This window comes from Roseixanthobacter liquoris (assembly GCF_043195135.2).
Taxonomy (GTDB): Bacteria; Pseudomonadota; Alphaproteobacteria; order Rhizobiales; family Xanthobacteraceae; genus NCEH01.
Map to the genome: position 1 here is coordinate 1,735,439 of NZ_CM195537.1, position 12,447 is coordinate 1,747,885.

At 67.3% G+C, this 12,447-nt stretch carries 13 protein-coding genes; 3 read left to right on the forward strand and 10 right to left on the reverse strand.

All coding sequences use genetic code 11. From position 1 onward, the window contains the following. Nucleotides 1–37 precede the first annotated feature (37 nt). The 9 genes from V5F84_RS07695 to V5F84_RS07735 all read right to left on the reverse strand — a co-directional run bounded on the left by V5F84_RS07695 (nucleotide 38) and on the right by V5F84_RS07735 (nucleotide 8,024). The gene (locus tag V5F84_RS07695; RefSeq protein WP_394044187.1) at nucleotides 38–1,087 is read right to left on the reverse strand and encodes a sulfate/molybdate ABC transporter ATP-binding protein; all 1,050 of its coding nucleotides are present in this window, start codon (nucleotides 1,085–1,087) and stop codon (nucleotides 38–40) included. Continuing rightward, nucleotides 1,084–1,992, reverse strand: coding sequence for a sulfate ABC transporter permease subunit CysW (gene cysW / locus V5F84_RS07700; protein ID WP_394044202.1), 909 nt, complete (start codon nucleotides 1,990–1,992; stop codon nucleotides 1,084–1,086). The genes V5F84_RS07695 and cysW overlap by 4 nt, the downstream gene beginning before the upstream one ends. 5 nt (nucleotides 1,993–1,997) lie before the next feature. After that, entirely contained in the window at nucleotides 1,998–2,843 is an 846-nt protein-coding gene (gene cysT / locus V5F84_RS07705; RefSeq protein ID WP_394044186.1) for a sulfate ABC transporter permease subunit CysT, read from the reverse strand. A gap of 159 nt (nucleotides 2,844–3,002) precedes the next feature. After that, nucleotides 3,003–4,019 carry a sulfate ABC transporter substrate-binding protein gene (locus V5F84_RS07710; protein ID WP_394044185.1) on the reverse strand — a complete coding sequence of 339 codons (1,017 nt, stop codon included), beginning with the start codon at nucleotides 4,017–4,019 and terminating at the stop codon, nucleotides 3,003–3,005. A 145-nt stretch (nucleotides 4,020–4,164) separates the two neighbouring features. Continuing rightward, nucleotides 4,165–4,890 carry a phosphoadenylyl-sulfate reductase gene (locus V5F84_RS07715; RefSeq protein ID WP_394044184.1) on the reverse strand — a complete coding sequence of 242 codons (726 nt, stop codon included), beginning with the start codon at nucleotides 4,888–4,890 and terminating at the stop codon, nucleotides 4,165–4,167. 9 nt (nucleotides 4,891–4,899) lie between these two features. Beyond that, nucleotides 4,900–5,400: a DUF934 domain-containing protein gene (locus V5F84_RS07720; RefSeq protein WP_394044183.1), complete on the reverse strand. Its 501-nt coding sequence runs from the start codon at nucleotides 5,398–5,400 to the stop codon at nucleotides 4,900–4,902. Next, a complete protein-coding gene (locus V5F84_RS07725) occupies nucleotides 5,387–7,042 on the reverse strand; it encodes a nitrite/sulfite reductase (protein WP_394044182.1) in 1,656 nt (551 codons plus the stop codon). The genes V5F84_RS07720 and V5F84_RS07725 overlap by 14 nt, the downstream gene beginning before the upstream one ends. Before the next feature lie 23 nt (nucleotides 7,043–7,065). Further along, complete coding sequence (locus tag V5F84_RS07730) at nucleotides 7,066–7,380, reverse strand: DUF2849 domain-containing protein (RefSeq protein ID WP_394044181.1); 315 nt, start codon at nucleotides 7,378–7,380, stop codon at nucleotides 7,066–7,068. Between the two features lie 206 nt (nucleotides 7,381–7,586). Beyond that, nucleotides 7,587–8,024, reverse strand: a complete 438-nt coding sequence (locus V5F84_RS07735) for an ArsR/SmtB family transcription factor (RefSeq protein ID WP_394044180.1) — start codon at nucleotides 8,022–8,024, stop codon at nucleotides 7,587–7,589. Between the two features lie 226 nt (nucleotides 8,025–8,250). Between V5F84_RS07735 and V5F84_RS07740 the strand changes: the two genes are divergently transcribed. Both V5F84_RS07740 and V5F84_RS07745 read left to right on the forward strand, forming a co-directional pair. Continuing rightward, nucleotides 8,251–9,231 carry a quinone oxidoreductase family protein gene (locus tag V5F84_RS07740; protein ID WP_394044201.1) on the forward strand — a complete coding sequence of 327 codons (981 nt, stop codon included), beginning with the start codon at nucleotides 8,251–8,253 and terminating at the stop codon, nucleotides 9,229–9,231. 71 nt (nucleotides 9,232–9,302) lie between these two features. Then, nucleotides 9,303–10,394 (forward strand): NADH:flavin oxidoreductase/NADH oxidase, encoded by a 1,092-nt coding sequence (locus V5F84_RS07745; RefSeq protein ID WP_394044179.1) that lies wholly within the window; start codon nucleotides 9,303–9,305, stop codon nucleotides 10,392–10,394. A 10-nt stretch (nucleotides 10,395–10,404) separates the two neighbouring features. Here the strand turns inward: V5F84_RS07745 and V5F84_RS07750 are convergent, their stop codons facing one another. Then, on the reverse strand, nucleotides 10,405–11,337 hold the full coding sequence (locus V5F84_RS07750) for an NAD(P)H-dependent flavin oxidoreductase (protein ID WP_394044178.1): 933 nt from the start codon (nucleotides 11,335–11,337) through the stop codon (nucleotides 10,405–10,407). 230 nt (nucleotides 11,338–11,567) lie between these two features. Between V5F84_RS07750 and V5F84_RS07755 the strand changes: the two genes are divergently transcribed. Beyond that, the gene (locus tag V5F84_RS07755; protein ID WP_394044177.1) at nucleotides 11,568–12,359 is read left to right on the forward strand and encodes an enoyl-CoA hydratase/isomerase family protein; all 792 of its coding nucleotides are present in this window, start codon (nucleotides 11,568–11,570) and stop codon (nucleotides 12,357–12,359) included. Nucleotides 12,360–12,447: the final 88 nt, after the last annotated feature.

The window sequence follows — 12,447 nt, forward strand, 5'->3', positions numbered from 1 at the left end:
CGCCGGGCCGGGACGCGCTGTTCCGGCGTCCTTTTTTTCACGCCTGGGCGCTGAACACCCGGTAGCGGCGCGGCACCAGCCCGACCTGAGAGCCGATCTCCAGCCCCTCGCCAAACGGCACCGCCGCTTCCACGACCACATGCCCGCTCGGCACCGCGATCTGGATATCGGCCCGGCGGATCGGCCCGAACGTGCGCACGGCCAGCACCTTGCCGAAGAACGGCGCCTGCGCGGGATCGGCGAGATCCACCTCGTGCGGCCGGGCCAGCACCCGCGCCGGACCCTCGCCGGCCCCCTGGGACTCGAGGGCGATGGCGCGCTCGCCGAGAAACAGCCTGCCGCCCCGCACATCCGCCGGCAGGGACAGGCTTTCGCCAATAAAATCATGAACGAAGGCGGTGGCCGGGGCCTCATAGACCTCGCCCGGCGTGCCGATCTGCTCGATCTTCCCCTTGCCCATCACCACCACCCGGTCGGCGAGTTCCAGCGCCTCCTCCTGGTCGTGGGTGACGAGCACGGAGGTGACCGGAAGCTCCTCGTGCAGATGCCGCAGCCAGCGGCGCAATTCCTTGCGGACCTTGGCGTCCAGCGCCCCGAACGGCTCATCCAGCAGCAGCGTGCGGGGCGAGATGGCGAGCGCGCGCGCGAGCGCCACCCTCTGGCGCTGGCCGCCGGAGAGCTGGGCGGGATAGCGGTCCGCCAGCCAGTCGATCTGCACCAGGGCAAGCAATTCGCTCACCTTGGCGCGGATGGCGGCGTCGGGAAGCTTGTCGGCCCCCTTGCGCACCCGCAGCCCGAACGCGACATTCTCGAACACGCTCATATGGCGGAACAAGGCATAGTGCTGGAACACGAAGCCCACATTGCGCTCGCCCACCGAGCGGTTGAGCGCGTCCGCGCCATCGAAGCGGATTTCCCCGCTGTCGGGCCATTCCAGCCCGGCGATGATGCGCAGCAGCGTCGTCTTGCCCGAGCCGGAGGGTCCGAGCAGCGCCACCAGCTCGCCGGTGGGAATGTGCAGGTTCACATGGTCCAGCGCCGTGAAGGCCTTGTAGGTCTTGGTGATATTGACGACGTCGATGCTCATCGGGGGTCCTCTTCCGCGAGCCGGCTTTCCAATATGGTCTTGGCGATCAGCGTGACCAGGGCCAGCAGGGCGAGCAGCGAGGCGACCGCGAACGAGGCGCCGAACTGATACTCGTTGTACAAGATCTCGATGTGCAGCGGCATGGTGTTGGTGAGCCCGCGCACATGGCCGGACACCACCGACACCGCCCCGAACTCGCCCATGGCGCGGGCGTTGCAGAGCAGCACGCCGTAGAGCAGCGCCCATTTCACATTGGGCAGCGTGACGCGAAAGAAGGTGGAGAGGCCCGAGGCGCCGAGCGAGATGGCCGCCTCCTCCTCCGCCGTACCCTGCTCCTGCATCAGCGGAATCAATTCGCGCGCCACGAACGGGAAGGTGACGAAGATGGTGGCGAGCACGATGCCCGGCAGCGCGAAGATGATCTTCACGTCCCAGGCCTGGAGATAGGCCGCGAACAGGCCCTGGCTGCCGAACAGCAGCACATAGATCAGGCCCGCCACCACGGGGGAAACCGAGAACGGCAGGTCGATCAGGGTGATCAGCAAGCTCTTGCCGGTGAAGTCGAATTTCGCAATGGCCCAGGAGGCCACGAGGCCGAAGATCACGTTCGCCGTCACCGAGATCGCCGCCACCAGAAGGGTCAGGCGGATGGCGGCGAGCGCATCGGGATCGCTCAGCGCCGCCACATAGGCCGCAAAGCCACGCTTGAACGCCTCCACGAACACCAGCAGCAGGGGCAAGCCGATGAACAGGCCGAGAAAGGCCAGGGCGATCAGGGTGAGGGCGATACGCACCGCCGCGGGCTCGGTGCGGGCCGGGCGGTGGCCGTTCTGGGCGCGCGCCTGCTTCGCCAGCGTGGGCGGCCCGTCGGAGGCGAGCGGCTGGGCCAGGGCGGCCGGCTCCAGGAGGCTCAATGTTCCCTCCCGCCGCGCGATTCCGCCCAATGCTGCAAGCGGTTGATGATGAACAGAAGGACGAACGAGGCGAGCAGCATCACGCTGGCGATGGCGGTGGCATCGGCATAGCGGAACTCCTCCAGCCGGATCACGATCAGCAGCGGGGCGATTTCCGAGACGCCCGGCAGATTGCCGGCGATGAAGATGACGGAGCCGTATTCCCCGACCGCGCGGGCGAACGCCATGGCGAAGCCGGTCAGCAAAGCCGGCCAGATGCTGGGCAGGACCACCCGCCAGATGGTCTGCGACCGCGTCGCGCCGAGGCTGGCGGCGGCATCCTCCAGCTCGGCGTCGAGATCGGCCAGCACCGGTTGCACCGTTCGCACCACGAACGGCAGCCCGATGAAGACCAGGGCGACGAGAATGCCCAGCGGGGTGAAGGAGACCTTTATGCCCAAGGGCGCCAACAGGCTGCCGATCCAACCGTTTTCGGCATAGAGCGTGGTCAGCGCGATGCCGGCCACCGCCGTGGGCAAGGCGAAGGGGATGTCGATGACGGCATCCACCACCCGCTTGAAGGGAAAATCATAGCGCACCAGCACCCACACCACGAGACCGCCGAACACGAGATTGATGGCGGCGGCGGCCAGCGACAGGCCAAACGAAATCTGCAACGCATGCAGCGTGCGCGCATTGCTCATGATGACGACGAGCCGGTCGAAGCTCAGTTCGCTGGTCTTGAGGAACAAGGCGGACAGCGGCAGCAGCACGATCAGGCACAGCCACGTCAGCGTGAGCCCGAAGCCCGGAATGACGCTGGGCTTGCGGAAAGTGAGCCGTGATGCGGTGGCAGTGGCCATCGTGGTCTTTCGGTCAGGTCCCTGGTGCCCCCGATCCTGATCCCAAGCGGACGCCGGGGAAAGGGGGGAGGAGAAGGCGGAACCGGCCCGCGCGCCACAACGGCCGCGGGCCGGTTGCTCCCACCCCCGAGGTCAGGGGCGGGAGATAATCGGTCCAGATCAATTGCTGTAGATCTGGTCGAAGACGCCGCCGTCGGAGAAGTGCGTCTTCTGCGCCTTCGCCCAGCCGCCGAACACCTGGTCGATGGTGAACAGCTCGACGGCGGCGAACTTGCCCTTATACTTGGCCGCGACAGCGGGATCGCGGGGGCGATAATAGTTCTTCGCCGCGAGTTCCTGGCCTTCCGGCGAATAGAGATACTTCAGATAGTCCTCGGCGACCTTGCGGGTGCCGCGCTTGTCCACGACTTTGTCCACCACCGCGACCGGCGGCTCCGCCAGGATGGAGAGCGAGGGGGTGATGATGTCGAACTTGTCCGGCCCCAGTTCGTTGATGGAGAGATAGGCTTCGTTCTCCCAGGCGATCAGCACGTCGCCGATACCGCGCTCGACGAAGGTGACCGTGGACCCGCGCGCGCCGGTATCCAGCACCGGGGCGTTCTTGAACAGGGCCGCGACGAACTCCTTGGCCTTAGCCTCATCGCCGCCATTGTGCTTGAGGGCATAGCCCCAGGCCGCGAGATAATTCCAGCGCGCGCCGCCCGAGGTCTTCGGGTTCGGCGTCACCACCTTGATGCCGGGCTTGATCAGGTCGTTCCAATCCTTGATGCCCTTGGGATTGCCCTTGCGCACCAGGAAAACGATGGTCGAGGTGTAGGGCGCCGCATTGTCCGGCAGCCGCTTCTGCCAATCGGCGGCGATCAGGCCGCGCTCGGCGATGGCGTCGATGTCATACGCCAGGGCGAGGGTGACGACGTCGGCTTCCAGGCCGTCGATCACCGAGCGGGCCTGCTTGCCGGAGCCGCCGTGCGACTGGCGCACCGTCAGCGTGTCGCCGGGATTGTCCTTGGCCAGCTTGGCCGCGAACGCCTTGTTGAATTCCACATAGAATTCGCGCGTCGGGTCGTAGGAGACGTTCAGCAGCGTCACCTCGGCAGCCAGGGCCGGCCCGGCGGCGAGGGAAACGGCCAAGGTGGCCGCCGCGGCAAGGCGGGGAAATGAGAAGCGAGCGGACATGGTTCCTCCGGCTGGCACATCCCCGCCACGCCGGAAAGCATGGCAGCCGGGACGGGGGATCGTTCGGATTTAAGAACGATGTCACCGCTTCGTCGGTCGGTCAATATTTTACTACATAAAATCGATAGAAATTTATACTACAGCCCTAGGCCGTCCTTCTGAGGTGGATTCCGCACTCGGTCTTGGCCGCGCCCCGCCAGCGGCCGGCGCGCGCATCCTCCCCCGGCGCGACGCGGCTGGTGCAGGGCATGCAGCCGACGGAGGCGAAGCCGAACGTCTTCAGCGGATGCTCGGGGAGGCCATGGGCATGGATCCAGCCGGCGATCTCCGCGGGGCCGAGCGCCGCGAGCGGGTTGAACTTGATGTGCCGACCGTCCGCTTCCACCACCGGGATGCGCAGGCGGGTTGCCGCCTGATAGCGCTTGCGCCCGTTGAGCCAGGCATCGAAGGGCGCGAGCGCGCGTGCCAGCGGCTCCACCTTGCGCAGGGCGCAGCAGGCGTCCGTATCCGACGCCCAGAGGTCATCCGCCGCGTCCCGCGCCATGCGCGCCGCCGGGTCGGGATGGGAGGTCAGAACCTGCGTCAGGCCCAGGCGGTCGATGAGCTGGTCGCGATAGGCCAGCGTCTCGGGGAAGAGGTGGCCGGTATCCAGGAAGACCACCGGCATGTGGCGATCGACCTGAGCGACCATGTGAAGCAACACCACCGATTCCGCACCGAACGATGAGACGGTGGCGACGCGGCCGGCGAATGCCTCCTGCGCGGCGGCGATGATCGCCAGCGGGTCGGCATCCTCCAGCCGGGTGTCCAGGAGGGCCGCCCGGCGCGCGAGGGTGGCTTCGGGTTCCGGCAGCGGTGATTGCGTGTTCATGGCAGATCCTCAGCCCTGCCGCGCGGCGGCAAGGCGGGCCCGCAAGGCGGTGGGACGTCCATCGGCTGTGGGCTGGTAGAAAACGGAATAGGTTTTCAGCGCTTCTTCCAGGGCGCCCGCGTCGCCGGGCTTGGAAATCTCGAACGCATTGAAGCCGCAGCGCACCATCATCAGCAGCTGGTCGCGCAGCACATTGCCGGCGGCGCGCAGTTCGCCGGCAAAGCCGAGCCGCTCGCGCAGCAGCCGCGCCTGGGTATAGGCGCGGCCATCGCGGAACTTCGGAAAAGTCAGCACGATCAAGGCGATCTGGTGCAGGTGCGGTTCGAGCGCGCGCACATCGGCGTCGTTCGGGACGAGGACACCCACGGGCGCGTTCCGGCCGGCGAGCGTCTCGCGCTCGGCAAGGAAGCGGGCGAGCGGAATCAGCACCGGGCCGGACGGCAGCGGCGCGTCCTCCTCGACGCGGACATAGGGATCGGCGACGGCGACGCCATTCTTAACCAGCGACATAGGCGCGCTCCTTGAAGGGCTCGATGCCGAGGCGCTGAACCACGGAGATGAAGCTCTCGGATTTGTCGTGGCGCAGCGCGAGATAGGTATCGACGATGCGTTCCACCACATCGACCACCTCGGTCTCGGAGACCGCGGGTCCCAGCAGCTCGCCCAGGCGCGCCTTGTGATTGGCCTTTCCGCCCAAGGTGATCTGGTAGAATTCCTGGTCCTTCTTCTCCACCCCGAGAATGCCGATATGCCCCACATGGTGGTGGCCGCAGGCGTTGATGCAGCCGGAGATGTTGATGTGCATGCGTCCCACGTCGGCGATGCGGTCATTGTCCGCGAACCGCTCGGTGATGCGCTGGGCCAGCGGGATCGAGCGGGTGTTGGCGAGCGCGCAATAATCCAGGCCCGGGCAGGCGATGATATCGGTCACCAGGCCGACATTGGGGGTCGCGAGTCCCTGGGCGGAAAGCTGCTGCCACAAGGCGTAGAGGTCCTTCTGCCGCACGTGGGGCAGGGTCAGGTTCTGCTCGTGGGCGACGCGGATCTCGCCATAGCCGTAACGCTCTGAAAGATCAGCGATGGCGTCCATCTGCTCGGCGGTGGCATCGCCCGGCGGCTTGCCGACGGGCTTGAGCGAGATGGTGACGATGGCATGGCCCGCCACCCTGTGGACATTGACCGAATTCGCGTGCCAGCGGGCAAATTCGCGGTCCTTCGCCAGGGATTCGGCGAGTTCCGGCGACTGTTCGGGCAGACTTTCGAAATCCGGGGTCTGGAAATGATCGCGGATGGTGTCGATGGCCGCCTCGTCGAGGGCGAGGGCGCCGTCCTTGATCTGCGCCCACTCCTCTTCCACGCGGCGGGTGAATTCCTCGGTACCGATTTCGTGCACCTGGATCTTGATGCGCGCCTTGTAGATATTGTCGCGCCGCCCGCCGGAATTATAGGTGCGCAGGATCGCTTCCAGATAGGAGAGCAGGTCGCGCTTGGGCAGGAACTCGCGGATCGTCTTGCCGATGAAGGGGGTGCGGCCGAGCCCGCCGCCGACGATCACCTCGAAGCCGGTTTCCCCGTCCTTCTTGTGCAGGCGCAGGCCGATGTCGTGCACGCGGATGGCGGCGCGGTCGTGCTTGGCGGCGGTGATGGCGATCTTGAACTTGCGCGGCAGATAGGTGAATTCGGGATGCAGCGTCGACCACTGGCGGATGATCTCCGCATAGAGGCGCGGGTCCTCGATTTCCTCCGGGGTGGCGCCGGCCCATTGGTCGGTGGTGGTGTTGCGGATGCAATTGCCCGAGGTCTGGAGCCCGTGCATGCCGGCCTTGGCGAGGTCGTCCATGGCGTCCGGCAGTTCGGACAGCTTGATCCAGTTGAACTGGATGTTCTGCCGGGTGGTGAAATGCCCGTAGCCCTTGTCGTAGCGGCGCGCCACATGGGCCAGCGCGCGCATCTGCGGGGCCGAAAGGGTGCCGTAGGGAATCGCAATCCGCAGCATATAGGCGTGCAATTGGAGGTAGACGCCATTCATCAGCCGCAGCGGCTTGAACTCTTCCTCGTTCAGCTCGCCGCTGAGGCGACGCTCGACCTGGTCGCGGAACTCGCGGACCCGCTCCTGGAGGAAAGTACGGTCGAACTCATCATAGACATACATCGTGTGGATCCGGTGCGGTGCGCTCAGGCGGCGCGGTCCTGGGAGACTGTGGGGCCGTAGACGCGGATGCGCTCGCGCAGGTTGACCGGCGCGGGCTTCCCGTCCGCACCGATCGCCGCGGCGGCGGCGTAGGCGCCCACCGCGCGGTTCTCATCGCCATGGGCCGTGTTCAGCAGGGCCAGGGCCTGCTCGGACGTGGTGGCCACCGCCGCGTCGGCGATCCGCTCGGACCACTCATGGGTCGGCGTCAGCCAGACGGAGACACCATCCGAAAGGCGGTTGGCGGTGACGACCGTCGGGCCGTGGATCTTCAGCTTCTGCTGTAGCGGGGAGGTCATGGTCCCTGTCCGGTCGTCCTTGGCGATGCGCGGGAGTGCGCGGAAATACAACGAATAACCGTATAATAATGAGTTTATCGCTTGATCACGTTGTAAAATAGGTCTGTTCACGGCGCAATCAAGAATTCTCACATTGCATCCATGTGAGAATGATCGATTTTACGATATCATGATTTCGTGCGTGATGCAGCGCAGCACGGCCTGCTTCAGGCGCGGGCGGCGGCCCGCTTGGCGCGGGTCGCGCACGGCATGGGGGATGGCGCCGCCGCGGTGGCGGTCTCGGTGCCGGCCGCTTCCTGGGCCTGCGTCGCGGCGGCCTTTGCCGCCTCCCGGGCGCCCTCGCGCATCAGCAGGTCCAGCAGGCCGGGAAACCTCTGGTCCAGCTCGGTGCGGCGCAGGTTGCTCAGGCGGCCGTTGCCGCGATCCACCTGGAAGATCAGCCCGGCCTCGCGCAGCACGCGAAAGTGATGGGTGCGGGTCGCCTTCGCCACCGGCATGCCGAACGTGCCGCACGCGCGCGGCGTCTCGCCCTCCTCCTGGAGAAGGGTGAGGATCACCTTGCGCCGCAACGGATCCGCCAGGGCTGCAAAGATCTTGCCCAGTTCCATGTCTTCGGGGGCGGGATGGCCTTCGGCGTCGGGCACGCTTTCTCCTTCACTCGGACCTTTGCTCGGACCCTCGCGCCCTGCGGACCTTTCGGGGCGTTGGGGCGCTGCAAGCTTGCGGACCTGCGACGGGTCCGGCCGGGCGGCGCACCGGCCCGCGACACTCGGTCGTCCCATCGTAGGTACGACTTGCATCGTACCTAAACCCGGTCTAGGTACGATGCGAAGCGTACCTCATATGAGGCGCGGAGCAAAGGGCATGAACATGACGCAAGCGCGTGAGGTCAAGATCGCCGCGTTCGGGCCGGCGGATGTGATGGTCGTCGAGACGCGGGACCTCCCGGCGCCCGGCCCCAGCGAAGTGCAGGTGCGCCAGAGCGCCGTCGGCTTCAATTATATCGACGTCTATCAGCGCAGCGGCTTCTATCCGATCCCCTTGCCCACGGGCCTCGGCCACGAGGCCGCCGGCACGGTGGAGGCGGTCGGGGCCGCGGTCACGGACTTCAAGGTCGGCGACCATGTGGCCTATATGAATGCCGGCCTCGGCGCCTATGCCGACCTGCGCAACGTGCCCGCCGACCGGCTGGTGAAGATCCCCCGCGGCATCAGCGACGAGCAGGCGGCGGCGGTGCTCTTCAAGGGCGTCACGGCGCAATATCTGGTCAAGAAGACCTATGCCGTGCAGCCGGGCGACGTGGTGCTGATCCACGCGGCCGCCGGCGGGGTGGGGCAGATCCTCGCCAATTGGACCAAGGCGCTCGGCGCCTTTGTGGTGGGCACCGCCGGTTCCCCGGAAAAGGTCGCCACGGCGATCGCGGCCGGCTGCGACGTGGCGGTGGATTATTCCAAGCCCGACTGGGTGGAGAAGGTGCTGGAGGCGACCGGCGGCCGCAAGGCGCGCGTGGTCTATGATTCGGTCGGCAAGGACACCCTGCTGAAGTCGCTGGACCTGACGGCCCCGTTCGGCCTCGTCGTCTCCTATGGCGCCGCCTCGGGCAAGGCGCCGGCCATCGAGCCGGAATTGCTGGGCAAGAAGGGCTGCCTGTTCCTGACCCGTCCCTCGGTATTCCCCCACAATGCCGATGCGGCGAGCTTCCGGGCGAATGCGGCGGATCTCTTCGATGCGGTCGCAAAGGGTGCGGTGAAGATCACCATCGGCGCCCGCTTCCCGCTCGCCGACGTGGTGAAGGCGCACGAGGCCGCCGAGGCCCGCGCCACCCAGGGCGCCATCCTGCTGATCCCCTGAGCCTCCATTCGCAAGCGCCCGCGCCCCGAAGGCGCGGGATGCGCCTCAGCCCTTCCATCTGGAACCCCTCCATGAGCCAGCTTTTCACGCCGATCACCCTCGGCAACCTCACCCTTGAGAACCGCATCGTCGTCGCGCCCATGTGCCAGTATTCGGCCAAGGACGGCGCGGCCACCGACTGGCACTTGATCCATCTCGGCAACCTCGCCCTTTCCGGCGCCGGCCTGCTGATTCTGGAAGCCACCGCCGTCGAGCCCGACGGCCGGATTTCCCCCGACGATCTCGGCCTGTGGTCGGACGAGACCGAGGCCGCGCTCGCCGACGTGGTGGCCCGCGTGCGGGCGCAGGCGCCCATGCCGCTGGGCATCCAGCTCGGCCATGCCGGGCGCAAGGCCTCCGTGAACGTGCCCTGGGCCGGGGGCGCCGCGATTTCCGCTTCGGCGGGGGGCTGGCGCACGCACGCCCCCTCCGCCGTGCCCTTCAATCCGGCGGACGAAGCCCCCATCGCGCTCGATGAAGCGGGTCTCGCGCGGGTGAAGGCGGCCTTCGTCGCAGCGGCGCGGCGGGCGGATCGCATCGGCTTCGAGCTGATCGAGATCCACAATGCCCACGGCTATCTGCTGCACCAGTTCCTGTCTCCGCTCTCCAACCAGCGCACCGATGCCTATGGCGGCAGTCTGGAGAACCGCATGCGCTTCCCCCTGGAGGTGTTCGAGGCGGTGCGCGCGGCGTGGCCGAAGGAGAAGCCCATCAGCGTGCGCGTCTCGGCCACCGACTGGGTCGAGGGCGGCTGGGACCTGGAGAGCACCATCGTTTTCGCAAACGAGCTGAAGGCGCGCGGCTGCGAGCTGATCCATGTCTCCACGGGCGGCCTCTCGCCGAAGCAGCAGATCCCGGTGAAGCCCGGCTATCAGGTGGAATTCGCCGACGGCGTGCGCAAGGCGACCGGGCTTCAGACCATCGCCGTCGGCCTCATCACCGAGCCGCAGCAGGCGGAAGACATCCTCACAGCGGGGCAGGCGGACATGATAGGGCTCGCGCGCGGCATCCTCTACGATCCGCGCTGGCCCTGGCATGCCGCCGCCGCCCTGGGCGGACAGGTGCGGGCGGCAAACCAGTTCCTGCGCTGCCAGCCCTCCGGCCTGCGGGCGCTGTTTCGCTGAGCGGCGCGTCCTAAAGCAGCCGCGCGGCGCTGTCCCGCGCGGCGTGGTATTCGGCGATCAGCCGGCGGCACAATTCCGCCGCCGGCGGCGCATCCAGCACTGCGCCGACGCCCTGGCCGGCGGACCAGATGTTCTTCCAGGCCCGCGCCTCATGCTCCAGGTCGAGCTTCTTGCCTTCAGGCAGATTGTCCGGATCGAACCCGGCGGCCTTGATGCTCGGGCGCAGGAAATTGGCGTTGATGCCGGAAATCGCGGAGGTGTAGACCACGTCCGCCGCATGGGCCTGTGCGATCATCTCCTTGTAGCCCGCCGGTGCGGCGCTCTCGCGCGTGGCGATGAAGCGCGTGCCGAGATAGGCGAGGTCCGCGCCCATGATCCGCGCGGCCGCCACATGGGCGCCGGTGGACATGGCGCCGGACAGGATGATCGTGCCGTCGAACACCGCGCGGATCTCCGGGATCAAGGCGAACGGGCTCAAGGTGCCGGCATGGCCCCCCGCGCCCGCGGCGACGGCGATGATGCCGTCCACCCCCGCCTGCGCCGCCTTTTCGGCGTGGCGGCGGCTGATGACATCGTGAAACACCAGTCCGCCGTAGGAATGGACCGCCGCCACCACCTCGGGCACCGCCCCGAGCGAGGTGATGACCAGCGGCACCTTTTTCTGCACCGTCATCGCGATGTCCGCCTGGAGGCGCTCGTTGCTGCGATGGACGATGAGGTTGACGCCAAAAGGCGCCGCCTCCGCTTCCCCTGCAAGGCGGCCCTCCACCTCGTCGATCCAGTCGCGATAGGCTTCGGTCGAGCGCTGGTTCAGCGCCGGGAAGGTGCCGAGCAGGCCGGAGCGACAGGTCTCCACCACCAGGTCGGGATTGGAGACCAGGAACATGGGCGCGGCGATGATCGGCGCCTTGAGGCGGCCTTCGAGGGCGGCGGGCAGGGGCATGGGCGGTCCTTCCAAAGCGACCTCTTCCGCACCTGCGGCGCGGTGATGTCGCGGTTCGTTGATCGCGCGGCTCGCGCTTGCCAGGGCGGGGCGAGCCGGCCGCGGCGCGGGCAGTGTGTGTCACCCTTTCCAATGGGGCAAGGGGTTGACCTATGCGTTGACCTCGGCGCGACCCCGGTGCAGCCTGCGTCCCAAGCCGCCCCGACGCGGCAGCGACAGGGAGAGACGACGTGTCCGAGACCGAAACCATCCTGCTGAGCATCGCCGACGGCATCGCCCGCATCCGCTTCAACCGGCCCCAGGTGCTCAACGCCCTGAACGAACCCATGATCCTCGCCTTCCGCGACGCCGCCGTGAAGATTGCGGCCGACGCGAGCGTGCGCGCTGTGGTGATGTCGGGCGAGGGGCGGGCGTTCCTGGCGGGCGGGGATGTGGGGCGGTTCCATGCGGCGGGAGCTTCCGCGCCGGATGTGGTCACGGATTTGATCGTGCCGTTCCATGAGGCCATCACCGCGCTCAACGGCCTCGCCGCGCCGGTGATCGCCTCGGTGAAGGGGGCGGTTGCGGGCGGCGGCCTCAGCGTCGCCATGGCGGCGGATCTGGTGATCGCGGCCGATGATGCCCGTTTCACCATGGCCTACAGCCGCATCGGCACCAGCACCGACGGTTCGGCCAGCTGGAGCCTGCCGCGCGCCGTGGGCCTGCGCAAGGCTTTGGAACTGGCGCTGCTGTCGGACGTGATCGATGCGCCCGAGGCGCTGCGCATCGGCCTCATCAACAAGGTGGTGCCGCTCGCCGAGCTGGAGGCGCAGACCGACGCGCTGGCGGCGCGGCTCGCCGCCGGCGCGACCGAGGCCCTCGGGCGGATCAAGGCGCTGATGCGCGGCGCGTTCAACACCACGCTTGCCGAGCAATTGGAGGCGGAACGCGCCGCCTTCGTCGCCTGCGCCGGGACCCGCGACTTTGCCGAAGGCGCCGCCGCCTTCGTGGAAAAGCGCGCGCCCGTGTTCATCGGGCGCTGAACGGTCGGGCGCGGACGTATAATAACAAGAAAAATATGTTATATTGACTTATATTCCAGAATGCGGATAGATAAATCTATCACGCAGA

Bases quoted from the DNA above. Each gene is read 5' to 3' on its own strand.
- V5F84_RS07695 (WP_394044187.1), bottom strand. From the start codon at position 1,087: ATGAGCATCGACGTCGTCAATATCACCAAGACCTACAAGGCCTTCACG.
- cysT (WP_394044186.1), bottom strand. From the start codon at position 2,843: ATGGCCACTGCCACCGCATCACGGCTCACTTTCCGCAAGCCCAGCGTC.
- V5F84_RS07710 (WP_394044185.1), bottom strand. From the start codon at position 4,019: ATGTCCGCTCGCTTCTCATTTCCCCGCCTTGCCGCGGCGGCCACCTTG.
- V5F84_RS07715 (WP_394044184.1), bottom strand. From the start codon at position 4,890: ATGAACACGCAATCACCGCTGCCGGAACCCGAAGCCACCCTCGCGCGC.
- V5F84_RS07720 (WP_394044183.1), bottom strand. From the start codon at position 5,400: ATGTCGCTGGTTAAGAATGGCGTCGCCGTCGCCGATCCCTATGTCCGC.
- V5F84_RS07725 (WP_394044182.1), bottom strand. From the start codon at position 7,042: ATGTATGTCTATGATGAGTTCGACCGTACTTTCCTCCAGGAGCGGGTC.
- V5F84_RS07730 (WP_394044181.1), bottom strand. From the start codon at position 7,380: ATGACCTCCCCGCTACAGCAGAAGCTGAAGATCCACGGCCCGACGGTC.
- V5F84_RS07740 (WP_394044201.1), top strand. From the start codon at position 8,251: ATGACGCAAGCGCGTGAGGTCAAGATCGCCGCGTTCGGGCCGGCGGAT.
- V5F84_RS07745 (WP_394044179.1), top strand. From the start codon at position 9,303: ATGAGCCAGCTTTTCACGCCGATCACCCTCGGCAACCTCACCCTTGAG.
- V5F84_RS07750 (WP_394044178.1), bottom strand. From the start codon at position 11,337: ATGCCCCTGCCCGCCGCCCTCGAAGGCCGCCTCAAGGCGCCGATCATC.